The sequence below is a fragment of the Corynebacterium sp. Marseille-Q2823 genome (genome assembly GCF_903645345.1).
GTDB lineage: Bacteria > Actinomycetota > Actinomycetes > Mycobacteriales > Mycobacteriaceae > Corynebacterium > Corynebacterium hiratae.
Genome location: NZ_CAHJXS010000015.1, coordinates 1 through 24544, shown reverse-complemented (window position 1 = coordinate 24544; position 24544 = coordinate 1). Strand labels below are relative to the sequence as shown.

Genomic DNA, 24544 nt, shown 5'->3' with positions numbered 1-24544 from the left:
TTTCATAGAGGGCCACAGCATCGCGTTTGAACTGTTCGGAGTACCTGGACATGGTGGTAGATTACCTTTCTTTCCAACCCAACCGGGCTGGAGATCAGGTGTCCACCAAAAAGGGGTCAGGTCCCCCGCGCCGGGTTCCCACACCCAACGCCTACGCGACCATCGGCGGATCGTTACCAGTCGCCACATCCGCCAACGGCGACGGTTTCACACGCTGCTTCGGCGGTTGTCCGGGACCGCGCCCAGTTGGCTTCTTCGCTGGATCACCCTCACCACGCAACCATGACTGAATCAAGCGTATGTTCACACTCACCGCGCCAACAGTCAAAAGAAAAAACTGTTTCACCCAACCACGCAACAAACGAGTAGTGGACGCGCCCAGTCCCACGCCAGAACCACCATGATTTTTCAGCATGGAGTTACGAGTCTCAATGATGTTTCGCCCAGTGCCATACAACCCATGCCACGCCTTTGAGCCATGATGTGGTCCCTGCTGTTCCAACTTCGCGAACGTTCCCACCTTCGACGCTCCCGTGCCAATGTGGATTACACCGCTCCCGGTGCCGTCCTCGCCAACCGTGACCTTGCGCGCACGAGTCTTCAAACGCGGACGGCGGGGAGTTGAACCTTCACTAGTACCTGCATCATCGCCAGGCGTATTCGTAGCGCTGTGTGCTTTCTGCTCAGCGTCCACCTTCTTTAAGTGTGCGAGCACATCCTCAACCGTGTCGAACGCGCCAGCCAGTGATTCATCTTCACCAGAAGCCACGCCCGCGCCCGCGCCCGTGTTCGCCTTCACCCCGCGCGAACCTGAACGCTTATCGGAAGAAGTTTTCTGCTCCCACTCCAACGGGATCGTGATCGTCCCCTGAGTACAAATCTGTCCGGGGTTCGTCGGCTGATGGACAGGCTGGATCGGCAACAACGCCTTCGGGTTCTTGCGCACATCTTTTTGCTTCGATGGGATCTTCTTCGCCAACGAACACGACACCGACGGGCATTTCCCCTTCGCAGGGCATGCAAAACGCTGGTTGCCGGTCGATTTATCAATCCCCTTGGACGCAAGTGCATACTGCTTGCGATCTTCGACAATTGCGGTGTATTCCTCTTCGGTAATTTCCCCGTTGTCGCGCTTTTCCCGCGCGTTAACATAATGCTCTTTCGCACTTATGGACGGACAAAACCAGACACCATCAAGCAACACCGCACCTGCGTGCGTTCCCTGGATGCCGTAATACTGCTGATTTCGACGCTTGTAATCGCCCACGAGTTTGTATCCATGCTGGCGAAGCGGAATTTGCAAGTTCTGAGGTGCAGCGTTCGGGAAATATGCGCGGTCGCCAACGAAGTGACCGGACGGGGTATTCGCCTTAATCACGTTATCCATCGCCCAAAGCGCTTTTTCGGAAATGCGCTTGCCAGGACGGGGCCTGACCCCCGGAAAGTAGACACGTCGGGGGTTAGCTATGCTGCTTGAGTCAGTGTAGCTGATGTGAGTGCTTCGAAGGCATCGGGGGCTAGAAGATTGCACCAGGAGTGCCGTCTGCGCGTGTTGTAGCGCATGCACCATCGGAAGACTTCTTGGCGGCAGATGATGGGATTGTCAAACACTTTCCGATCACGCAGAACTTCACGCTTGAGACTGGCGTTAAACGATTCTGCCAGGGCATTATCGGCACTTGTACCCACTGCTCCCATGGATTGGCGAACACCAAGTACAGCGCAGTGCTCTCTAAATGCTTGTGAGGTGTACACACTGCCATGATCGGAATGGAAAATTGCCCCTTTAAGGCTTCCGCGGACTTTTCTGGCATGAGATAAAGCTTCGATAACCAGCGATACCCGCATGTGATCGGCTAGTGCATGGCCGACGAGTTTGCGCGAGTAGACGTCGATGACCGTGGCCAGGTACATGTTCTTGCCGCCCTTACACGGCAGGTACGTAATGTCGCCTACATAGACGTGGTTCGGCCTGTCAGCTGTGAATTTGCGGCCTACTAAATCTGGCATGACTCGATGGCCAGGCTTGCGCCTGGTGGTGATGCACCGACGCCGTTTACTAAAGCCTTTCAGCCCCATGGATTTCATGATGCGTGCGACCTTCTTGTGATTGATCGGAGGAAAGTCCGTATCGTCGTTGAGGCTTGCAGCGATGCGTTTAGCACCATAAAGCCCGTGCTCATCATCGAAGATGGTCTTGATTCTCGCACCAAGAAGGGCATCGGAACACGTCTTTAACCTGCGTTTTTCGCGGGTGTTGACCCATTTGTAGAACGAGGAGCGATTGAGCTTTAACACGTGGCACATCCGCTTGACCGAGTATTCGGTTCGGTGGTCATAGACAAACTGGAAGCGGATTACCAGCGTGTCTCTTCGGCAAAATACTTCGCGGCCTTACGCAGGATGTCACGTTCTTCACGAAGCTTAGAGACTTCTTTTTCTAGCTGGCGGATCCGTTCAGAATCAGTCGTCGCCTGGGCGTTGTCACGCAGGGTCTTCGTGCGGGCGCGTTTGCCGGTGCCGTACTGCTTAAGCCAGGAATAAAGTGAGGATCGATTGACTCCAAGCTCTGCTGAAGCCGCGTGAAGTGAGAGGTCCTCATTGTTTTCGTAGAGGGCCACAGCATCACGTTTGAACTGTTCGGAGTACCTAGGCATGGTGGTAGATTACCTTTCTTCCCAGCCCAACCGGGCTGGATATCAGGTGTCTACCAAACAGGGGTCAGGTCCACGGTCAAAACCAATACCAGCGATCAGCGCCGGGTACGTGCTACCGAAGCCGGAGCCAAACATGGACACTAGTGTGGACTCATAGCCCCAAAACACGTTGCGCTTGTCATCGTAACCGTCCGATTTGTGATCACCCTCGCGCACGTACCAGCCCGCGTCAGCGTCAGCAGCGGTACGGGTGGAATGTTTCGTGTTGCCCTTGCGAGAAATCACCGTGGACGTTCCATCAACACACACGTCGCCCTTCCACTCGGACAATCGATCTTGCCCAAACGTGGCACGGCTTGCTTCAATGAGCGCATTCATAAGAACGTGCGCACGCTTTTTGCGCGTAATCACTAAGGCTTTGTTGCGAGATTTCTTTAATCGCTCGTACTCATCCTTATCCTTGCGCTTGTAGTTGGAAGTTTCCGGGTAGGGGTCAACGACGGAAAATATCGTTTCCAGCGTTCGGCGCAAACGGTGATACCAGACACGTCGCTCATCTTCGGTGAAACGGTCGTATTTTTTGAAGTCTTTCGGGGCGAGCCCAATTTCTTCCCATGCTTGTTCGGACAAGCGCCCGCAAATCAGACGCGAGCCTTCGGTGATTAGTAGCGGGGACGCTTCCACGCCGAGCGCGAGCATGATCATCAGTGCCGTGCGGATGGAAATGTATGGTTTCGCGCCACCTGGGTGTTTGTCTGCGCGGGATTCGTCTACCCATGCAGTGATCATTTCGACCGCGCCGGAAGTGTCCACGACTTGTGCCACCGCCTGAATCTGGCTGACATGGATCGTGGATGAGTAGATCGTAATCGGTTGAGGTTGTGGCATCTCGTGGACACCTCCTTTCTTGGTATTAATTCGTTGGTATGTTCGATAATGAAGTTGTGGTTAGGTAAGGGAGTGTGCCGGGTGGGGGAGGGGGTGGTGTGAGTCAAAATGAATCACACCCCCTACACTCGCCTAGATCACACGCAATGCTGGGAGCGTGTCCGTACCCGCGTAGCGGATCTGATTTTCAAAGGCTCGCGCACTTACCGCCCCTACACGCTCGCGATACTTCACGTAATGCTGAAGATCGCGCAAACCTGACGCTTCACAAATCGCTGCTTCCGGAATATGCGCTTTCATCAATCGCACAATCCAGGTGGTACGCATTCTCGATAACGTGACCGGAACGTGCGCTAAGCGCACCCGTCGCACGAAATCAGACGCGCACGAGCGCCCAGTAACACGATCTCCCGGCAGAAAGACAAACTCATCCTGCGCGCGTCCTGCTATCGCATCACAGAGCGTGTCAGCGTAATCAGCCAACACGGGAACATAACGTTTCCCCGCCCCGCGATAGCCGTGTGGATACACCACTACACCCGCGCGAGTAATCTCCACGTCCTTAACCGTGAGCGAATCGACCTCACAGTTACGCAGTCCCGCGCCCAGTCCAAGCGCAAGCAGAACGTGAGCGTTTTCGCGAGCGCGATCCGTCGCTAACGCGCTCGCCCACTGGTCCAAGTAAGCGACCTCGTTATCGTCATAAGGCTCGTTGGCAAGGCTGGTGGGGTAGGAGACTTTATCATCTCTCCCGTTCCACGTCATCGAGACTGTGCGCCCAACCTTTTCCAACTTAGACTCCAACGAGGACAACGTATGCGTGGAAAGATTCAAATTCGAAACGTGAAAGGCTATGAAGTCCGCGTCAAACACCTGCTCGGGTACGAGATCGTAGCCGTGGTGAAGTGCGTCAATTGCAAGTCGTGCAACCCCGAGTGCAATCTTGCGTAACGTATCGCCGGATGCTTCGGGGTAGGTGGACACGACACACTCAGACACGAAGGTGCGAACCTGTTGCCAATCATGCATGTCGAGCACGGTTGGCTGGTAAGTGCTCATGTAAACGGATGCGGATAACAACTCGGACAGTGTGAAGGACTCCTTTAGCGCAAAACACGTTCCAAATGGAACGAAACTTACTAGAGTCTGCCATGCCACAATGGGATATGTCAAGGTCAGGAGCATTAATTGCGCCCTCCCTCGATTATTGTCAACTCCGTAGGTTGACACTTTTTGGTACTTGGCTCTTCCGGACGATGCACACGAGAGTCGGACACCACGTTTCTTCCGGTTAGCGTTAAATCCGTTGCAATCGCTGCAAACTCCACGAGAGCGCCTGTATCAAGTGGTGCAATCGCACGGGTGCGCTGGTAGATGTGCATGGACTTGCCTGTAAGAGCATGGAACGCTTCATATGAAATCCCGCTCTTGATTAGGTTGACACGCCATGTCGCGACGAGTCTTCGCACGTTGACTGGCGGAAGATTCGGTCCACGTTTGAATCGGTACATGTATTCGGACACCGCTTGTGGATCTCGCTTGCGAGAGGGGCAGAACACAAACTCATCGGGTTCACGTTCGTGGACGATCTGAAGAAAACGATCAGACAGTGACGGGGCAATCGCGTGTGTTCGCCCGTTCACGTCAACGGACACGATAAAACCGTCATGCACATCACGAGCGCGAATAAGAATGATTTCATCGGTTGTCACACCTGCAAGTCCAAGTGTGACCGCCACGCGCACGCACTCGCGCTTTAAGGGCGTTGATTGTGCATCGAGCGAACGGATTATCTCGGATACTTCATCGGGTGAGTACGGCTTGTACTGCTCATCAGCGTGACGAGCGTTCGTTTTCCAGGTACGTGTTCCGATAGCGGTAAGGACGTTGCCAATAGTGGTGAGGTGTCGTTTTCGTTCTTCTTTCGTCGCTTGCTTGAGATGTAGTTGATTCACGCTCCATGCAATGGTTTCCGGATCGAATAAGTCAACATCGTCAAGACTGCCGTGTTCTGCAAGGATGCGCGCGGTGTGTCCAGTGAGCACAGTGAGGAAGTTCGTCACGTTATCGCGCGTGAGTTTCACCGTGTGAGGGTTCTTGTCGGCGTAGGAGAACACGTCTATGACCATTTGCGTGACCGTGGGGCGTAATTGCTCCCAATCGTCAGGAGAGACCGTAGTGGGGGACGGGACATAAGCGCCTACCTGGTTGCGCGCGTCATCGAGTGTGTATTGCGTGCTCATGCTGCCACCCCCGTAGACTGGTGGGCATGTCCGGACGCGCTCCAACCACTCGTCCCCGCGATCTCGCGGGGTGTAATCAGGGGACGCGATTTAGCCAGGTCGAAGTTGATGACCCCGTGCTTGCTCGCGCCGTTGAGGTCGCAAGGAATATAGAGTGCATGCTGGAAACGCTGGAACGGGCGGGAGTGATTAATTCCATGCACGATTTCGCCCGCAGTTCCGGGATTTCTCACGCATCCATTGGGCGCGTCATCCGGGGTGAGCGCTGGATTAATGGGGAACTTCTGGCGCGACTTGAACACACCAGCGGTTTTCGTTTGTGGGGGCAGCACGCCGAGAAGATCAGCGAGCCACGGTTTGATGTTGAGCATAGATAAGCCTTTCTTTATGGATAGTTGTTGTGTGGAGATCACCTCCTGATGAGTGAGGTAGAACCGGGTAGCCCCGGACGTAAAAAGCGGATGCCGTTCGGAAAACGTCATCCGAACTGGATGCAGTTGACTGATGAGGAATTGGAAGAACAGTTCTCCCCGTCCCCGCTGGACTGGAAACTGATCACCCTTGCGCGCAACCTGGATCGGGAGATCCATGTCCAGATGGAGCGCGGGCGGATTACCCCGCCTACCTACAAGCGATTCGCTGAAATGGTCGGCGTGGATCTTCCGGTGATCATGGACATGATTCGTGCCAGGAGATGGGCGGATAGTGAAACTATTGCCCGGTTAGAGGTCGCTATGTCGCGCCCGTTATGGGCACCGGAGAAGGCGCGCCCGTATAAGGACGCGCCGGAGTTCTGGCGCGAGCATGAGCACAAGCGCTTGCAAGAGCGTGACCGGAAGCGCTGGGAGGAATACCGGAAGCGTTTTAGCCGGTAGTGGCATGTGGCGCGGGTGGGATTGGCGCAGGTATGGGGCGTAAGTCATTTTGAGATACACCTTCAGACTCGCGCCCCTCCTCTTCGTCTAAGCGAGCAGCCAAGTCAGCAAATGACTCACCGGGTAAGAAGTTCTCCCACCCGTTCATCACCGCGATCATGCAAAACTTCGCAAACCCAGATGCATCCGGCAGAACGATAAACCCACCACCTGCAATCGAGTGCAGCGCATAAGCCAATTGATGCCAAATGTCATCTAGTGTTCCGTCGTGATAGAGGAAGATCCCGCCGTTGTATTGCATCGAAGGCGATCCCGAGTAGATCACAGGACTGTTGAGCGAGGTGTTTCCCGATTCGGCATCTTTCCCGATCTTAAAAAGAAGTTCTGTTGGGTGAACGTTGGTGGTCCAATCGGTATAGATCAGTCCCTTCTTCCCTGTTGGCATAGGAGGAACGAGTTCGCATACCTGCTCGATGAGCGAGATTGGGTCATCTTCTAGGACCACAATCGGGTGATCAGGATTGTGGGTGGATTTCGGGTTACCGCGAATGATGCGCTTTTCCGGGTGCTGGATTTTTACCTGCACGGGAAACACAGGTGGTTTCTTCGCTGCTCGTTGGTGCTGGGAGCGGTTGTGAGTTGTAGTCGTTTTCATCAGTACACATTTCCTTTACTTGTTCGTCGGTCCGCAACACTTCTCGACTGTCAAGAAGTTTGTGTGTCGTTGCGGTGACATGAACAACTCAACCGCAGGACAAAGGATTTAGATACGTCGAAATGTGCGGATCGTGCTTGTTGGTGCGCACTGGTGGATCGTTCGAGGTGGCACGGGTGTGACTACCTAGTAGGTGTTAATAAATATAAAGCGCAATTACCTAGTAGGTGCAGGTAGACGATTAATTACACGTCTGTTTCGGTTCGCAAGTGTGCGTTGGTGCAGGACGGGGTTGGTGGTGAGGTGGTATTAATCAACCAGCGAGCGCCGGAGCGTGAAACTGGCGATATCGCATTATTGCGTTTTGCAAGTGCGCGAGAACGTAGGAAAACAGCGTGTGAGCAGGGAGAAAAATTTCTTGAAAAATCTTTTCGTGCGCGTTTGTGTCTTCGGGCGCGAGTTGAAGTGGTTTGAGAGTGATGCGATTTGGTAGGCGCGGAGTGTGTTCAGTGGCGCGTGAGTCAATATGACACACGCGAAAATGCTGGGAGCAGGCGCAAAAAGCCCCACCACCAAGGCGGGGCTACAACGCGAGAACAAGATCAGTCGATTAAAACCGTATCCTAATCACTTGTCTTACGATCAACAGTCATGTCCTGTGCTAGTTTTTCGCTCGCGCGCAAACTCCTGAAGTTCTTCGCGCCACATGTCATTAAACCGCGCGAGTTCATTTAATACTCCTGAGCCTTCCTGCCAACACATAAATGTGTCACATGAGTCATCAAGCAGCGAAATTTCCATCTGCCCATCATCAGAGATTTGATCAAAACCAAACGATGCTTGCTCAATGACCTCCTCGCCTTCTTCATCAAAGGTCATATATGTAGGACAAAACGGCAACACCTCATCTAGCGTGCGTTTTCTCTCATGAACAAACTTGAGATAGTTGCCCTCAACGTCCTCTTCTAGAAGGGTTATCTCATCCCAATCGTGGATATAGTCCATCGTCCGGACTTTCTCGATATCAATCAGTTTTGGCTTATACGTCCCCCAGTTGTTCATATCGAGAGAGTATTCCCGGTCACTGTCGAATGGATGCACTGAAGCGCCCAAAAGCGCCTGCATAATGACGTGTCCGGGATAAAGATTGTGCCACTTCATCGTGTACTTCACGTCTGCAACGCGGTGGTATTGCGCAAGGTTGAAGATCAGTTTGATATCGAAGTTTTCAAGCCCTGGGAACTGGTCAGGATCAAGAAAGAATTCATCTGCGAACTCATCTTCTAACGGAAACGCCCAACCATCGACATCGAGTTTTTCGAGTGTGGAATTCAGTTCCTCGGGAGTACCAAAACGTGTAGCGGTATCCGTGGTTAGGAAAATAAACGGGTCATGCGGGCGCTCTTTTAAATACTCATCATCTCGCAACAGGCTCATAAGTTCCATCAGTGCTACAACATCACCCTTGGTCGGCGGTCCAAGTACATCTATTACCTGGTAGTTCATCTGATTAATAAGCACAGTGCGTTGGTGGCAATCCCAAATAGAGCGCTCGGGAACTCCACGAGCACGCGCACGTTGCTCAATTTGCGCATTCGCCCACAAACGAAATTCCTCGCTGTAACGCTCGTCAAGATCAGCGATTGCGCTATTAAAGCCTGCATCAGTACGCATTAACAGATACGTAGTAAGGTCCGGGATATCTGTAAGTGTCCAATCGAGATGTCCTTGAATATTGATGTGCTCTAGACCCAGTTGAACAGGGATGCGTTCACTATTGGTTCCCAAGTATTCAAACGTGGCGGGGAGCACCTTCGCCAGTTCGTTTTGTAGATCTACATTGTCTTTATCGTTGTGATTGTTTTTCATTTCTAATTCCTTTAATCCAGTAGTAGGTTGTTCCGCTTTCACCCCAGCGGTAGGGATACATAACAGACCGCGTTCTATTCACGTTGTTTGTCAAGATATTGACGCATTGCAAGTAACACTTCGCTATTGGCGTTGTTGAAGTTTCTTACTCGCCCAACTGCACCGACGCTTAGGTCATAAAATTCTTCTTTTATTTCATCGGTAACTCCAACAAGGTCGATATCTAACTGTCCTTGTTCATTAATGTGTTCGGAGAGGAAGTCAATCGGATAATCGCCATCTTCTTGGCTGATCGAAACTGTGTAAGGAAACAGGTCATCGTTTATTTTTGCGAATTCATCATCAGATGTGATAACATCTATAGATGAAAGTTCGTTGGGAGGGCTTGAAACCCCTTCTATACCAGTATCGACTTTCGCAGAAGCGCCCTCCCCGGCGCTTTCTTTTTTGCAAATTGCAAGTCTTCCCACCGATCAGGCGGACCGTACTTGATCAGATCCTCGTAATTGAGGATGACCAGATCCTCAAAACCCTCAACACTTCGATACGTTGGATTCTCGTAATCGTCTGGGTAGTCGGTCCAGGCGCATTCAAGCAGCACATCCGCATCATCACTATCAAACTTCAGTCCGAAATGTTCCACCGTCGCCACAACGTTGAGCACGCGACACATTTTGGAAATGTTGAAAACATAATGCTTGGGCGGTTCACCACTGATCGTTGGTGCGTTAGCGACATACGTCCTGTTATTCTCAAGCGCTTTCACATTATGCGCTTGAGTGATCCAACCCTTATTCTCCATCTCTTTAAATGAGCGAGAAACAGAGGAACGTCCCTTCCTAATTCTGCTGGCAACTTTGGACTTACTAACCCATACGTGTGCGCCAATGTAATTCTGCCTATTTCGTTTATAATCCCAAGCATCCCAGGTATCGTCATCGAAGCCGTCCATGAGATCTCGCAGAATGCGGGACGCATCACCCGCTAAGTCGGTATACCAATCAATTATCTCGAATTTTCTCTTGAGTCCGTATCCCATAGTGACTTCAACCCTTCTGGTTTCTGTTCATTGTTTCTTCCACAAACCCTTGAACCAGAGCGTCGAAGTCTTCACGATTTACCCTAAATGTGTTCGCTTTAAGGAAGTAGCGCACTGTATCCGTGCCCTTTATCCAGCGATGAACGGTAGATCTACTGACGTTGTAAATTTCACATAATTCCCCGACAGTCGCCCACTCTCCACGTCGAGGAGGGTCCGCTTGTGTATTGTCCATATTAATTTATCCTTACTTTATTAGAATATTATTCTCAGTATAGCATAATTATTTGCAATATGTAGAAACAACTGATAAGGGATGGCGTGATATAGGCGCGAAGACTTGATAGAACTGCGCTGCTATGGGGAATAACACCTGACGAGAGTTATATTGGGGCGGTCAACTCACAGAAGCGCGACAAACCACCACGATCACTGCGGTAAATCAGCACGGTCACCGTAACAATATGTGACGGTCACCGTAACAATATGTGACGGTCACCGTAACAAAATGTGACGGTCGGCGTAACAAAATGTGACGGTCGGCGTAACAAAATGTGACGGTCACCGTAACAAAATGTGACACAACCCTGTATTAATACCCTGTATTAATACAGGTTATTAAAACTATTGTTATGAAACCCTATTCATAACCCCTCTTCAACACTCTTTACCAATACCCCTCTTTATAACCCTGGAAAATTTTTGCAAAAAGAGTTTTGAAGAAGGGTTGAAGAAGCGAATCAAAATCGAAAAGTTTGTCCCATTCCAATTTCTCCGAAATTGGAGAGCACTTGCGTGCTCATCTTTTCGAAGAACAAATCACAAAGGTTGATTGTGCAACACCGAAGTCTTCTGCACCACTTCTTTCCTGATCCAGGTAATCAACTTCTGTTTATGGAAAATGTCACGCACTGTTCACGCTGCTTGCACGCAACTATGTAGTTCACTAAATTTCCCTTCAACCCAAAACCCCTTCCTCCCCGCGCGGATTTGCTCGTCCATGCATGCACCACGCGCCCAAATCACCCGCTACACGCCCCGCTCGCGGGACGAAACCTACCCTCTGGACAAACTTATTCACCCTGCAATTTCTAACCCGGCAAATCGGCGTTAAATCACACACGCTTTCTATGTGATTTTCCATGACACGAGCGCCCCCCACACACGCTCAACCGCTACATCATTTCCTTCCATGCGGGATCTCCGCAGACTTCACCATCATCATCAATCACGATTTCTGGCAACAGATCAAGCGGCGGTAATTCGAACTCACGCAACATTCGCGCATACGCGCGCTGTCCAGGCAGGCGATCATCGTCAATCTCCATCGCAGCCATGATCACCGCTTCAGTCAAGCGCATCAGCCCATCCCAAAACGAATCACGGCTTCCCGTATAGGTAAACGCCATGAAGGTTTGCGACTCGTCCGGCACGTCCCCCACGGTCACGTCCACTCCCTGCCACGGTTTCACCGTGTGCAGTTTCGCTACTTGTAGCAGCGTGATCAGCGGGTTATCGCGCGGTTCGATAAGTACCAAAAACTCCGGTGTGTTGTTATCATCGCGCCAAAAATCAATCTCCGCGCGCATCATCCCAGCAGAAATGTTCGGGTTCGGATTAGCAATCATGAGCGTTCACCTTCCACTGCTCAGGGATACGGAAGGTGCCGTCTTCGAGGTAGTGATCCTTCCAATCCAAAATGGCACGAGTCCAGCGATCAGGATTCGATTCTTGCCATGAATGATCTCGCTCAATCTCGGTGTGTGCGTCGAGCAAGCGCGCGGTTGCTTCGGTCACGTCATCAGCCAAGGTGTGCGCGAAATCGTCTGCAAACTCGCTATCCGCCCATCGAATGAAAGGTAGAAATAACGGGTCTGAGAAATCCTCACATGGCGGTTCCACCACAGTGCCATCAGGAAGGTACTCGTAGTTGATAACGTGCTGGTTTTGCGCCATTTCTGTTTCTGCAATGTCCATCAAGCGCACCAGGCGCGATGTGTTGAGAAGTAGCGCTCCATCAAGTTCTTCACCGTCCATACGCTTGATCCACCCAGAATCCACTAGGCGGTTAATGCAGCCTTTCAGTGGGTAGTCCGTTTCACGCCACCACGGGCGCTCGTAGGCTTCCTCCGGGATGTAGTGGATCAGCCCAATACACCCACGATGGATTGTGCCGTGACGGTCGATGATCTCGCCGGTGTAGTCATCGGCATATTTGCTTATATGTGCGAGTGCTTCCTTGTCATACCACTGCACTGTTGGGGTCATCACTTGCATTACTGCATCAGATAAAATTTCTCCCAAATGGTTCTCCTTTGACTTGGGTTGTTAGCACTGGGTTGTGCCAACGGTTTCAGAACCATAGTGCAGGGTGTTTGTGCATGTCAAGGGGCATTTTTATCACTTAGTAGGTGTTGTTTTCACGTAGTAAGTGAGGGTACTTCATGGCGCTGTTTTGGGGTGTGGAAGTATCGCGCTTTGGATGGGAGGGCGCGGGCGTTTCCATGGGAGAAGGTCGCGTTCAATCAAGACGAACCTACATAGCAAGTGTGGGCGAATCAGGGCGCAAGTAGAAGTTGTTCCCACTCGCGCTGGTGGGATTAATCCCCGCTCGGATCGGCATTGAGTTCCTCGTGTGAAAGTGGCTCTAACCCTGCGCCTACACGCAGTTCGTTGATCAGATCACAGATCCAGTCGTAGTCAATCCCGTCATCAGTGTCGATCGTCGCTATTGGGATGAGTTCGTCTATCGAGGGGCGCTTCTTTTTCGGCTTGTCCACATGTTCTCCTTCTGCAAATAGACCGCTTGGTACGGTAGTGCCGTTTTGCACGAATTGTCAAGAACATGTGTTCGACATAGTAGGTGTGGTACTTCTCCCGCTCCCGCTCATAATCCACTTCGGTGCGCGCCAGTTTGAAACACACTCTGACCTGCCCTGAACACGATTCGTCAGACTTCGGAAACTGGCAGTGCAAACTATGAAAGAATCGAAGGCATAAATCACATCAGCGGAATTAAGGACAATTCATGATCAGAGATGCGCAACAGCACAATGAAGATGCAACGCCTAAGGACTTCGAGATTGATGTTCTCATGGAAGCGTTGCCCCACTACTTCGATGAAGATGGAAACTTCAAGATGGAGAAGTTTCAGAACATGCTTCAAGAAGAGCAGGTGGAACTTTCTCGCGAGTCGTATGAACTCAACTTCCTCGGCAAGTCATACGCGCGTCTTTTGGCTTCTCTAGAAACGGAAACTGTGCTCGTTCCCGATGAAGAGCACAACAACGATGAGCGCAATGCTGATAGCGAGAATATTTACATCACCGGCGATAACCTGGATGCTCTCAAGCACCTGGCGAAGTCGTATAGGGGGAAGGTGAAGTGCATTTACATCGATCCTCCCTACAATACCGGCAAGGACGATTTCGCCTACGTAGATTCGTTCGATTTCACGCCTAAAGACTTGGAAGAACTCATCGGGGTTTCCCGCGAAGAAGCGCTGCACATTCTTGACCTGCACGGCAAGGCTTCTCACTCGGCGTGGCTGACGTTCATGCTTCCCCGTCTTGTGCTCGCTCGAAACCTCTTAAGCAATGACGGGGTTATTTTCATCTCCATCGATGGAAACGAACTCAGCAACCTGCAACTGCTGCTCGATAGTGACGTGTTCGGAGAACAGAACCGGCTGGGAACGATTGTTTGGAAAAATGCCACAGATAACAACCCCTCCCGAGTCGCTGAAGAGCATGAGTACATTGTCGTGTTCGCCAAGGATGAGCGCGTGGTCGAAGAGGTTTGGCGCTCACCCGAAAGTGCAATTAAAGACATGCTCGTTGCCAAGGGTGAGGAACTCATCGAGAAGTACGGGGAAACTGACCGTCTTCAGGCTGAGTATTCGGCATGGTTGCGAGCGCACCGCCAGGAAATGGGTGAACTCGATAATTACAAATACATCGACCAGGAAGGCATCTACCAGGGCAGTCGTTCCGTTCACAACCCCGGTAAAGAGGGATACCGCTACGACGTGATTCACCCTGAAACGGGCAAGCCCACAACGCAGCCCATGATGGGTTACCGCTTCCCCGAATCGACCATGCGCGAACTCCTAGACCAGGAGAAGATCATCTTCGGCGCAGATGAGAACAAGATCGTGGAATTAAAGGTCTACGCGCACGAGTACGCGGTGAAACTCCCGAGCGTGATTAATCTGGATAGTCGCACGGGGGCGAACGAGGTTCGAGAATTGTTCGGGGGCGTGAAGGTTTTTACTAACCCCAAGCCGGTGAGCCTTCTTACCCAGTTGCTTTCGTTTGTTGCCAAGGACGGAGACACCGTTCTCGATTTCTTCTCTGGCTCATCGTCTACCGCACACGCGGTCATGGCACTTAACGCCCGAGACGGGGCGAACCGGCGCATGATCACTGTCCAGATTGCGGAGCCGATCACGGATAAAAATGACACTGGGCGCAATGCTCTCGCCCAAGGATTCTCTACCATCGATGAGATCGGGCGCAAGCGCATCGAACTCGCAGCGGACAAGATCGCTCAAGACACCGGCGCGAGCATCGACTACGGCTTTAAGCACTACACGCTAGTCACTCCAGAGCAGGATGAAATCGACCGGCTGGAATCTTTCAATCCGGACGAGGGATTGTTCAATATTGATCCATTAGAGCGCTTGAATTTCGATAACGCGCCCGCGAAAACGGTCATGCTCACAACCTGGGCGGTTCACGACGGTTACGGACTCACCCCAGAGGTCAAACAAGTTGAGCTCGACGGCTACACGCTCGACGTGGTTGGCTCATCCGCCTACATCATCGATGGCGGGTTCACCCCCAAGGACGTAATTGCGCTCATCCGTTTAATTGAGTCCGACCAACTTCATATTAACCACCTCGCATACTTCAATACGGCACTGTCATTCGTAGTGCTCACGGAGTTGAAGCAGGCGCTCAACCAGGTCTCTACTGGCAAGATTCACGCGGAAGCGCGGTGGTAGGGCAATGAAAGTCAGGCTCCAGGAATTAGAGCATCAGCGCCTAGCGGTGCAAGCGGTCACGACCGTGTTTGAGGGAGTGGACTTCGGTGCGAGATCAGCCGTCAACCCCGAGATCACCTCGGACATGCTCCCGACGATTCAGGAGAACATCGAGGACATACAAGGTGGGCGCGTTATCGACTTACCCATGATTCCTCCCGAGAAGCGCATGTCCAGCGCGAAGAACTACCTCGGGCTAGACGTGCGCATGGAAACTGGTACGGGCAAGACCTATGTGTTTACCCGCACCATGTACGAACTTCACGCTCGCTACGGGTTCAATAAGTTCATTTTGCTTACCCCATCAGCGCCGATTCGAGAGGGTACGAGTGATTTCATTCGCTCGGACTACGCGGACGAACACTTCCGTAAGTTCTACGATTCACAGATTGTGCTGCAAACGCTCGCGGGCAAGCCGAAGCACAAGCGGGGACGGCGACGGATGATCCCGCCCGAGATTCGGGAGTACGCCGAAGGTGCTGATTACGATGCTAAGCGCATCGACGCGCTCATCATGACCGGCGCAATGCTGCAATCTCCCACGCTCTCGCGCGACGATTACGACCAAACGCTCACAGCAGACGGGTATGACTCATCCCGTCCGTTGGATATTCTCGCCCGCACTCGTCCGGTCGTGATTATCGATGAGCCACACCGTTTCGCCCGCAACCAAGCCACCTTCAAGAAAATTGTCGAAGGGCTTCAGCCGGGGGTCATCATCCGCTACGGCGCGACCTTCCCCAGAACTAAAGGGACGAAGACTAAACCGTCCACGCCGGATTATGAAAACCTTGTCTACGAACTGAACTCAGCGCAAGCCTTCAACAACTTGCTCGTCAAGGGTGTGAAGGTGCAGTACCCGGATGCTATCGGGGAAGATGAGGTCAAACTGAAAGTGACCGCGCTTAACGCAAAGGAGAAGACGGTCACGATCCGCAATGAGTCCACCGGCAAGTCCTACCACCTGGATAAACAGAACAACCTGCTCGGGATGATTCACCCGTCACTATCCGGGATCTTGCTAGAGAACGTGGGTAAGTCGAAAGATTCCGGCGTAAACGTCGCCATGTTGTCTAACGGTGCGGAGTTGCCCAAGGACTACGCAATCATGACCGGCTCGTTCTCCCAGTCCTATCAGGAGACGATGCTGGAGCAAGCGCTCGCTAACCACTTCAAGATCGAGCGAGACTTATTTGAGCGTGAGCGCAAGATCAAGCCATCCACGCTGTTTTTCATCGACTCCATTCACTCCTACCGTGGGGATAACAACGACGGTTGGTTAAAGGTTGCATTCGAGCGCAAACTGAGAAAGTCCATCGAGGACACAATCACCGAGATTCACGAGGACGGGGCGCTCACCCCGGCTATGCAGGAATATCTGCCGTATCTGGAAGCGACCTTGCAAAACATAGAAGGTGCTCACGGTGGCTATTTCGCGGAAGACTTGAACGCTACTGATGAGCAGGTGACCAAACAGGTTCAAGCGATTCTGCGCGATAAGAACAAACTCATGTCGTTTAGAGATGAGCGTGGGCACTATAACGTCATGCGGTTCATCTTCTCGAAGTGGACACTTCGAGAAGGCTGGGATTTGCCCACGGTTTTCCAGATCGTGAAGATGCGCTCGTCCGGTTCAGAGAACTCGAAACTGCAAGAGGTTGGGCGTGGGCTTCGCCTTCCGGTGGATGAGTACGGAAACCGGGTGACCGCTGATGCTGACCAGTTCTTCCTGACCTATCTCGTGGACTTCACCGAGCGCGAGTTTGCTGATCAGTTGGTCGATGAGATTAATGCGGACACCGTGCGCGTGATTAACGTGAATGACCGGCTGGCGGACGTGGCGAAGGCGCGTGGGGTGGAGCCGACGTTCCTCATGGCTGAAATGCTTATGGGTGGCTTCATCGAACCGTCCGGCGAGGTGAAAGAGGACAAACTAGGCGCGTTCCTCCAGACCTATCCCGAGTACGCAACGGGCGTGAACAAGAATCGCATCAGGAAAGAGAAACCAGGACACAAGGAAGCCCGCAAGCGCAGCGCCACGATTCGCCCGAAGGCTTACGAGCGTTTGCGCTCTCTGTGGGAAACGCTCACGCAGAAGTACGTCCTGATCATCCAAGAGTTGTCGCCGGAGCAGATCGACGCGGGGCTGGATGAGGTCTTGCAAAACAATGACCGCATTTTCGTGCGCGATACGAGGAAGGTCTTAGAAAAAGAGGTTCGACGCGGGCGGGAACTGTCCCTGCCGAAGACTTATACGGTCGCGGGACACCACGAGTCGAACACGCATCTGCCTTATGGGGAGTTCTTGAAGCGGGCGCACACGTCCACGGCACTTCCCGTGGACACGATCCACCGTGCGCTCGCGCGGAATAATGACGTGCTTAACCTGCAAGACTCTCACTTCAACATAGAAAGTCTCAACAGGTTCCTGCGCCGGTTCCACGAATGGTTTGACCGGGAGTTCGCTACCCGGTTTGAATACGCCCACGTCGGCGTGCGCGGTGGTGACGATCCGCTGACCAAGACTGACGGTTCCCCGAAAGACACCATCGAGCGCACCCGCTTGGGACGTTTCCAGGACAACGAAAAGGTTCCCCCGGAGACGTACCTGTATGACGTGTTCGACTGGGATAGTTCGATTGAGCGCGACACCATCATGGATTCACTCTCGAAGAAATTCGACGGAGTAGTTGAAGTATTCGGCAAGATCCCCACCCGCTCGATCAAGATCCCCACCTACTCGGGGCAAACGACTTCGCCTGACTTTATGTACGTGATCAAGCGCAAGAACGGGCGCAAATCAGTCAACTTCGTGGCTGAAACGAAGGGAATGGATGAGGATTCGCAACTGCGCGGGACTGAAGTAAAAGCAATTACGAGCGCATCTAAGTTCTTCGAGCAACTGCGGAACAACGACGTGGACGTGTACTTCACATCCGTGCTGAACTCAGATGGGGTCATCGAGATCATTGAGGACTTGTATGCGGGTGAGTCCGTGGGAGTGAAAGCGAGGACGAAAGCGGGCGAGTAAATGGTGAAGAAAAAGTCGAACCCGGCGTTTCCTCGGCGTGACCGCAAGATCTGCTGGATCTGCGAGAAACGCCCTGCGGATACCCAAGAACACGCTTTCAAGAGTTCCCGGATCAAGAAGATTTGGGAAGCGGGAGGTAGACAACCGTTAGGCACTATCGGCAGTGACGGGCGCTTTTACAAGATGAGTGGTCCAAATCATGGGATCTTCATGTTCGGTAAAACCATCTGCTCTTACTGCAATAACCAGTTTTCGCAGCCGTTTGACATGGCGTATGACCACTTCATGGACTTCATCCTGGATGACTTGGAGTATTTCAAGCATCGGCGCGAATTCAACTGGGATGAGATTTTCGCGGATACCCCTTTTGATCAGCGTCACCTTGCGCGGTATTACGTGAAGCATTTTGGGTGCAAGATGTACGACACAGGTTATGAGGTACCGGAAGATCTTCGGTGCTACTTGCACGATCTTGACATGGTTCAAACGTTCAATCTTCTGCTTTACAAGGATTACGAGCACGTGAGAGGACTTGATCCAACCCGCCCAGAGGACTGGTTCGCACCGTATTCGAACGCTTGTCAGATTCTCGATTTGCAGATGCACGAGATTGGTTTTGGTGCGTGTCTTCAAGATGGTTTTATCGGGGCGACGTTTCACTGGATTGAGAATCCATCCCGACGAACAGAAACATTCTGTTTCGGTTTTCAGCCGGTGGCGTACATGCGAGATGTGAGCGAGTTGCCGTATCAGAATCTCTGGGAGGGACTGCCACGGCGCAATGAAGTATTCGAAATAGAAGATGACACGAAAAGAGTCATCGAGCAAGCAGCGAAGTTCGCTGAAGATGTGCAGGAGTTCGAAGCGGATAAAGATTCGGGGAAGTTCTCTGCTGAAGAAATGGTAGTTCGCAGTGTCGAGTTAAGTGTCAGGCAGAAAGTGATCCAGGCAGATGCTCAACGGGTGCTAGGACACCAGCAGAAACTGTTTGATCAACTCGGGTTTGATCTTGAAGCGAATTCAACGCGCAAGAAGAAGAATCCTCCATCGAGTTAAGGATGGTTCGCGCGTGAGGGCGAGTCGTGTCATTCTGGCACACTCCATTTCCTGCATCATCCAGCGCAAACATAAAACACCTACTAGGCAGGCTTACTCTCACTACCTAGTAGTGTCATGTCAGGAACTGGATTACGACACCTACTAAGTGACGAGTGCGCGACCTAGTAGGTGTTTCTTATGGCTGCGTGTCACGACCGAACTGCGGGGTGTCAAAATGGCGGTTCTTCCAATTTCGCGCGATATTCAGCAAGTACGAATCTGCACCATGCATGCGTTACGTCCAGGCTCAATCTCACTTCTCTGACGGTTGGAGGATCGAAGTTGATCTGGGGGTGATTATCATCTGTTCGGTTTCGCGCTTCAGCCAACCCTTTAGCGAGTTTTTGCAGTCCAGCGGCAAAATCTTTCATGGCTGGGGAAGAGTTCTTACCTTCCTTAAGCCCTAGATACTCCGAAACTTCCTTGGTGAGAGTGTCCAAATAGGGGTTCTCCAGGTTCTTAAGTCGCTCGGGCGCGCTCTGATTTAGGATCACCTTGCTTACCGCTTCAACCAAGTATTTACAGCGGGCTGCAACGGTCCAGGAAGTCACGTCATCCCGGATTGCATCGTTCAGTTTTCGCTGCGCTTTTACCACCGATTCCTGGTATTCCAAGACCTCTAGATCGAGGTCTACGAAGTCTTCTGTGTGAGCGTCAGGATTAGGGGTGATTCGCCCTGTGCCACGGTCGTATTGCAATCCCTCGTCAGCGCAATCTCGTTCGAGTTCTTCTACCCATCCGTCGTATTCGGAAAAACCCACCACCCAGGTTCCGTCATATTGCTCCATTTCGACCGCTCTCGCTCGCTGCGTGATTCGGCTCAACGCTTTCAACCCATCTATGGCACGGCGTTTATCTTTCCAATCGATAGAAGTAGACCAAGCCGTAAACATTGCCTGCGGGGTGTCAGGTCGTTTTCCCGGAGCGTGCTTGATCGTCAAACCGCTTCTCTGAAACGACCGTTCCACGTCGGAAGTGGACACAAACTTGCTTACTTCATAGACCAGCCCGCGAATGTTGGAACTAACATAGTTACCTTGATGGTCTTGCATCATGCTTGGGGGCATTCTCCTTGTCTGCGAGTAAGTACTTTTGGGGTGATGGGGTACTGCTTATCCCTCTAGGTGGTGCCCTATATCAGGGCGCAGTCATGTACGCGGTTGAATACTACTAACGGACCTACTAGGTAGGACTTACTCCAACTACCTAGTAGGTGTGTTCTCCCCCCTGCCTAATTACTTGTCTGCGAAGTGTTGTACGCAGAAGTAGTGTCCTGTTACGGGGTCTTGAGCAATACCGATACCGACTTTAGGAGCACGTCCGTTCGTTGCCATGGTACTTGCATGACCAACTGAACCAGCGAAAATATCAAAGAAATTCTTGTAAGTGTACGTATCAAACGCCACGTTTTCTAGTCCACGAGTATTATAATTCGAGTGCCAGATCTCATCACCAGGCGTTTGAGCAAGTTCATTAGCAAACCGTTGTGCTGTTGCTTCTAGAGAAAGATCGTACGTTATTGGGTTCAGGTGCTTACTGTCAGACCGCCATTCAACAATCTGCATGAATTGAGACCTACGTGCTTGTTGAATATCACTAGAGGTCAATGGCGGGTTTTTCTTACCAATCTTGCTGTTTTCTTGTTTGCACTTGAAGTAATCGGGAGTGTTTTTTACGCACCCATCAGAATCTGGCTTGCGCGTGCCATTCGATGGCGCAGGAGTATTTGACGGTTTCGCACTGTTCGATGGGGGTGCTTGTACCCCATTATCGGAAGACGAGGATAAATCACCTGTTCCGAAGATCAGTCCTAGGATCAAGGCGATGACGGTGATAGCAGCCCCGGCGTACTGCATGAGTTGTTGTGGGTTCGGCACTGTGGACACTTCCTAGGAAAACAACGTTGATACGGAAATTATAAAGTCTTCTTTATCATAACCGCACGTTTCTTAACCTAGGTTGAGCGGTGCTGCACCAGGGGTGGGGTGTTTCTGGTGCGAAAAGTAATTCTGACGAACGAGTGTGCGTTTAAGATAACCTAATAAGTACAGATGTTTTACATCTGACTTTTATGTAAAAGATTTTTAACTTCCTCGGGGCGCTTTGTGAGGAATGGAGAAGTGTCCCGGAATAGATACGTATCCATTTCAAAGATTAAGGAACATATTATGCAAACCAATAAAACGAAAAACTTAAAATCACGCAGAGTAGTTGCTGGTGTTGCTATCGCTGCTGCTGCCTTTACCGGCATGGGGGGGGATTACAGTTGTAGCACCTGAGTATACTGCTCAAGCCCAGGCTGCTGAATCCGGCATTTGGGAATATGAAGTAGTCGATGATCACGTTGTCTTGAAAGGGCTTACGGGCGAGGGGTATCAAAAACTACAGGGCAACGGTGGTAAGCTTCCAGATTTTCCCTTAGAGATTGAAGGAGAGAAGGTTACAAGCATTGGTTATAAAGCGTTCCAAAACAACCAGTTGACTTCTCTACCTGAGTCCTGGGGGAACATCACTACTATTAATGGTTTTGCGTTCTTTAACAACCAGTTGACTTCTCTACCTGAGTCCTGGGGGAACATCACTACTATTGGTGATATTAGTGGTGGTGCGTTCAAGGGAAACCAGTTGACTTCCATCCCTGACTGGAACACTTGGAAACCAATGCAAGATGCTAAACCCAACCCTCGCATCTCAAAAGATTCTCGTTGTACTCGTCAACCACTTCAAGTCGCACTCGTCTTCGACACTTCCGGTTCTATTGGAGAAGAAGGAATTGAAGGCTATAAACGCGCTACTAGCGATTTCGTTGATGCAGTCAGCGACAAAGGAATCTCACTCGCATCTTTTGACTTCTCTGATAATGCAAACTTACCAAAACACTTATCCAAGCCAGAACCACTACTTGTTACAAAAGATTCAAAAGAAAAAGTCAAAGCGTCCCTTAATGAACATTTCGAACTTAAGGGTGGTACCAACTGGGAATCTGGACTAATCAACGCGCGTGATAATAACACGGGGAAAGATGGTAAACCCCGTTATGACCTGGTTGTTTTTATCAGTGATGGTTTACCGAATAAGCAAGTTACTGGGGAAGACATCACGGACATGCAGGCTGCGCAAAAGGTTGCCAACCAGTTAAAAGAGCAAGGTTCCAAGGTTATCAGTATGGGTGTCGGACCAGAGTTAGCCAATGATCAAATCAGTGGACTTTCCAACCTCCTCCCCCTATCAGGACTACGTGAAAACAACGATTACTACCTAGGTGCTTGGGATGAACTTGCTTCCACGCTCACTCACACCACTCAAAACGTCACTTGTGGTACTCAAGTAGATGCTCGTGCTCAAATCATTGATAAAAATGGTAAAACCACTGACTCCGCAGGATACGGATTCGAGTTCTCCGCAGAAGTCACTAAAACCAAGCATGATAACGTCACTACAATAGGAGAATCTAAAAAGACTACTCCTAATGCTCTATGGTCGTTCCCTTTTAATTTCAATGACAAGACTGGTGATGATCTACGACAATCCACTGCTGATATCACGATTACTCAAAAACCAAAAGATGGTTTCACATTCCTTAATGGTGAGTACAAGATTGTCAATAATGAGGATGGAAAAGTCATTAAAACTGGTTCACTAACTAATAACAGCACAGTGATTAAGGACGTTCCTGCTGATGCACAGGTCCAAGTAGTAGCGAAGTATCACGATAGTTCTATTACTCCTGATGTTAAACAGGCGGAAAAGCACAATCCTGGGTACAACCCTGCGGAAACTACACCGGGTACTGCGGTAGATATTGAGCAGACTGGGGATAAGGAACTTCCTGACGGTACCAAGTTTGGTATTCCTGATAAGACTCCTGATGGGTGGGAAGTCAAGATAGATGAGAAGACAGGAAAAGTCACTGTTACTTCACCTAAGGATGCGAAACCAGGCGATAAGGGCGAGTTCACGGTTCCAGTAACTTATCCGGACGGTTCCGAAGATAATGTTGATGTGGTTGTCACTGTTAAAGACAATGGTGGCGATACAGGTGATGGTGATAAGGGTGATGGCTCCGGCGACGGTGATAATACCGGAGGAAACAACGGAGATAAGACCCCTGGCGATAACACTGGTGATAGTGGTAAAGACAACGGTTCTGGAGATGGTGGTAAGGGTGGTGGTGATAACACCGGAGGAAACGACAGTGATAGCACCGGAGGAAACGACGGTGGTAACACTGGCGGAGACAACACACCAGGTGATGGCACTGGCGGTAATACCAAGCGTCCTGACTTCTCCGGACTACCTAACGATGATAATGGTAAGGGAACCGAAAACGGTGATGGCAGAGACGGCGGAGACAAGTCCGATAACTCCGATAAACCTTCAGGTGCCAAGGTTGTTGACAACGGCAACAAGAGTGACGGCACTGGAGCGGGAGGAACCGGCAATGGTGGTGTGAAAGGTGGTCTCAAACCTGTAACACCTGCTAATCCAAGTCGTGTGAACCAGGCACCAACTGCTCCTAGCGGTTTTACACCAATAACTGGTCCTGGTGTAGGTACAGTCCTTTCTGGTGGATCTGGTTCTAGTGCTGGTAAAGGTGCTGTAGTAGATACTGGTGGTCAAGTCCAAGAATCCTTCTGGACAAAGATCGTGAACTTATTCCGTTAATCCGGTAGATCACTAATTCACCCTCGTGTTTCACGGGGGTGTTTTTTATATCAGCACACCGCCACTATCGATCCATGCTCATTCTGACGAACATGCGTGCGATATTGGTATTATGAGTACTAGCGCATGAATGTGCGCTCATCCTTCGCACACGGATATGTCCCGTGGTAATTGAGTTTTTGTTTCTTTCTCATTTACTCATATAAACGGTGTTACTGAGGTTCTTTTCTCGGTGGCACCGTTTTGGTTTGTACGGGGCGTGCCAGTTGTGCGTGATGAAGGGATTCGGGGGTGGTTTGTGGGAAGTTTCAGGACGGGTGTGGGGAGTTCGCAAGGGTGCTGGTTGGGGCGTTTCTTCAGGGCGTTTGCTCTGGTGTGTGGTTGTTTGAAGGGGCGTTCTTGCTGGTCAGGGGTGTTCTTTGGGGATTGTCGTGGTGGTTCCGGGGAATTTGGGGAATACTTCCGGGGACGGTCTGGGGG

Annotated in this window: 21 protein-coding genes; 5 read left to right on the top strand and 16 right to left on the bottom strand. The window is 51.2% G+C overall.

The window, feature by feature from the left end:
• Positions 1 to 151: 151 nt before the first annotated feature.
• The 6 genes from HWX44_RS13065 to HWX44_RS13040 all read right to left on the bottom strand — a co-directional run bounded on the left by HWX44_RS13065 (position 152) and on the right by HWX44_RS13040 (position 6159).
• A complete protein-coding gene (locus HWX44_RS13065) occupies positions 152 to 1387 on the bottom strand; it encodes a hypothetical protein (protein WP_175975133.1) in 1236 nt (411 codons plus the stop codon).
• 77 nt (positions 1388 to 1464) lie between these two features.
• A protein-coding gene (locus HWX44_RS13060) for an IS3 family transposase (protein WP_175975131.1) occupies positions 1465 to 2657 on the bottom strand; the annotation gives its coding sequence in 2 pieces (ribosomal slippage) (positions 1465 to 2375 and positions 2375 to 2657; 1194 coding nt in all).
• Between the two features lie 42 nt (positions 2658 to 2699).
• Positions 2700 to 3545, bottom strand: a complete 846-nt coding sequence (locus tag HWX44_RS13055; RefSeq protein ID WP_175975129.1) for a hypothetical protein — start codon at positions 3543 to 3545, stop codon at positions 2700 to 2702.
• A 132-nt stretch (positions 3546 to 3677) separates the two neighbouring features.
• Complete coding sequence (locus HWX44_RS13050; RefSeq protein WP_175975127.1) at positions 3678 to 4604, bottom strand: hypothetical protein; 927 nt, start codon at positions 4602 to 4604, stop codon at positions 3678 to 3680.
• A 125-nt stretch (positions 4605 to 4729) separates the two neighbouring features.
• Complete coding sequence (locus HWX44_RS13045) at positions 4730 to 5788, bottom strand: hypothetical protein (protein WP_175975125.1); 1059 nt, start codon at positions 5786 to 5788, stop codon at positions 4730 to 4732.
• On the bottom strand, positions 5785 to 6159 hold the full coding sequence (locus HWX44_RS13040) for a hypothetical protein (RefSeq protein ID WP_070569092.1): 375 nt from the start codon (positions 6157 to 6159) through the stop codon (positions 5785 to 5787). The genes HWX44_RS13045 and HWX44_RS13040 overlap by 4 nt, the downstream gene beginning before the upstream one ends.
• 48 nt (positions 6160 to 6207) lie before the next feature.
• On the opposite strand from HWX44_RS13040, the gene HWX44_RS13035 reads away from it, so the two are divergent.
• Positions 6208 to 6663, top strand: coding sequence for a hypothetical protein (locus tag HWX44_RS13035; protein WP_175975123.1), 456 nt, complete (start codon positions 6208 to 6210; stop codon positions 6661 to 6663).
• Here HWX44_RS13035 and HWX44_RS13030 read toward each other — a convergent pair.
• From HWX44_RS13030 to HWX44_RS12995, 8 genes are all read right to left on the bottom strand, one after another.
• Complete coding sequence (locus HWX44_RS13030; RefSeq protein ID WP_175975121.1) at positions 6653 to 7318, bottom strand: hypothetical protein; 666 nt, start codon at positions 7316 to 7318, stop codon at positions 6653 to 6655. The two genes, HWX44_RS13035 and HWX44_RS13030, sit on opposite strands and share 11 nt — an antisense overlap.
• Before the next feature lie 642 nt (positions 7319 to 7960).
• A complete protein-coding gene (locus tag HWX44_RS13025) occupies positions 7961 to 9187 on the bottom strand; it encodes a hypothetical protein (protein ID WP_175975119.1) in 1227 nt (408 codons plus the stop codon).
• Between the two features lie 74 nt (positions 9188 to 9261).
• Positions 9262 to 9657, bottom strand: coding sequence for a hypothetical protein (locus tag HWX44_RS13020; protein WP_175975117.1), 396 nt, complete (start codon positions 9655 to 9657; stop codon positions 9262 to 9264).
• Positions 9585 to 10226, bottom strand: a complete 642-nt coding sequence (locus HWX44_RS13015) for a hypothetical protein (RefSeq protein WP_175975116.1) — start codon at positions 10224 to 10226, stop codon at positions 9585 to 9587. The genes HWX44_RS13020 and HWX44_RS13015 overlap by 73 nt, the downstream gene beginning before the upstream one ends.
• Positions 10227 to 10233: 7 nt before the next feature.
• On the bottom strand, positions 10234 to 10461 hold the full coding sequence (locus HWX44_RS13535) for a helix-turn-helix domain-containing protein (RefSeq protein WP_175975113.1): 228 nt from the start codon (positions 10459 to 10461) through the stop codon (positions 10234 to 10236).
• Positions 10462 to 11401: 940 nt separating this feature from the next.
• Positions 11402 to 11854 (bottom strand): hypothetical protein, encoded by a 453-nt coding sequence (locus tag HWX44_RS13005; protein WP_101732515.1) that lies wholly within the window; start codon positions 11852 to 11854, stop codon positions 11402 to 11404.
• A complete protein-coding gene (locus HWX44_RS13000) occupies positions 11844 to 12530 on the bottom strand; it encodes a hypothetical protein (RefSeq protein ID WP_175975111.1) in 687 nt (228 codons plus the stop codon). The genes HWX44_RS13005 and HWX44_RS13000 overlap by 11 nt, the downstream gene beginning before the upstream one ends.
• A 296-nt stretch (positions 12531 to 12826) precedes the next feature.
• A complete protein-coding gene (locus HWX44_RS12995) occupies positions 12827 to 13006 on the bottom strand; it encodes a hypothetical protein (RefSeq protein ID WP_175975109.1) in 180 nt (59 codons plus the stop codon).
• Positions 13007 to 13254: 248 nt separating this feature from the next.
• Between HWX44_RS12995 and HWX44_RS12990 the strand changes: the two genes are divergently transcribed.
• Genes HWX44_RS12990 through HWX44_RS12980 form a run of 3 tightly spaced genes read left to right on the top strand, consistent with a single transcriptional unit; the run spans position 13255 to position 19357 of the window.
• Positions 13255 to 15231 (top strand): site-specific DNA-methyltransferase, encoded by a 1977-nt coding sequence (locus HWX44_RS12990; protein ID WP_175975107.1) that lies wholly within the window; start codon positions 13255 to 13257, stop codon positions 15229 to 15231.
• 4 nt (positions 15232 to 15235) lie between these two features.
• Positions 15236 to 18301 carry a type III restriction-modification system endonuclease gene (locus HWX44_RS12985; protein WP_175975106.1) on the top strand — a complete coding sequence of 1022 codons (3066 nt, stop codon included), beginning with the start codon at positions 15236 to 15238 and terminating at the stop codon, positions 18299 to 18301.
• Entirely contained in the window at positions 18302 to 19357 is a 1056-nt protein-coding gene (locus HWX44_RS12980; RefSeq protein ID WP_175975105.1) for a hypothetical protein, read from the top strand.
• Between the two features lie 212 nt (positions 19358 to 19569).
• Here the strand turns inward: HWX44_RS12980 and HWX44_RS12975 are convergent, their stop codons facing one another.
• Both HWX44_RS12975 and HWX44_RS12970 read right to left on the bottom strand, forming a co-directional pair.
• The gene (locus HWX44_RS12975) at positions 19570 to 20454 is read right to left on the bottom strand and encodes an abortive infection family protein (protein ID WP_175975103.1); all 885 of its coding nucleotides are present in this window, start codon (positions 20452 to 20454) and stop codon (positions 19570 to 19572) included.
• Positions 20455 to 20634: 180 nt separating this feature from the next.
• Positions 20635 to 21276, bottom strand: a complete 642-nt coding sequence (locus HWX44_RS12970; RefSeq protein ID WP_175975099.1) for a CAP domain-containing protein — start codon at positions 21274 to 21276, stop codon at positions 20635 to 20637.
• 340 nt (positions 21277 to 21616) lie between these two features.
• Here HWX44_RS12970 and HWX44_RS12965 point away from each other — a divergent pair, with 340 nt between their 5' ends.
• Positions 21617 to 24064, top strand: a complete 2448-nt coding sequence (locus HWX44_RS12965; protein WP_175975101.1) for a YPDG domain-containing protein — start codon at positions 21617 to 21619, stop codon at positions 24062 to 24064.
• The last annotated feature ends 480 nt before the right edge of the window (positions 24065 to 24544 follow it).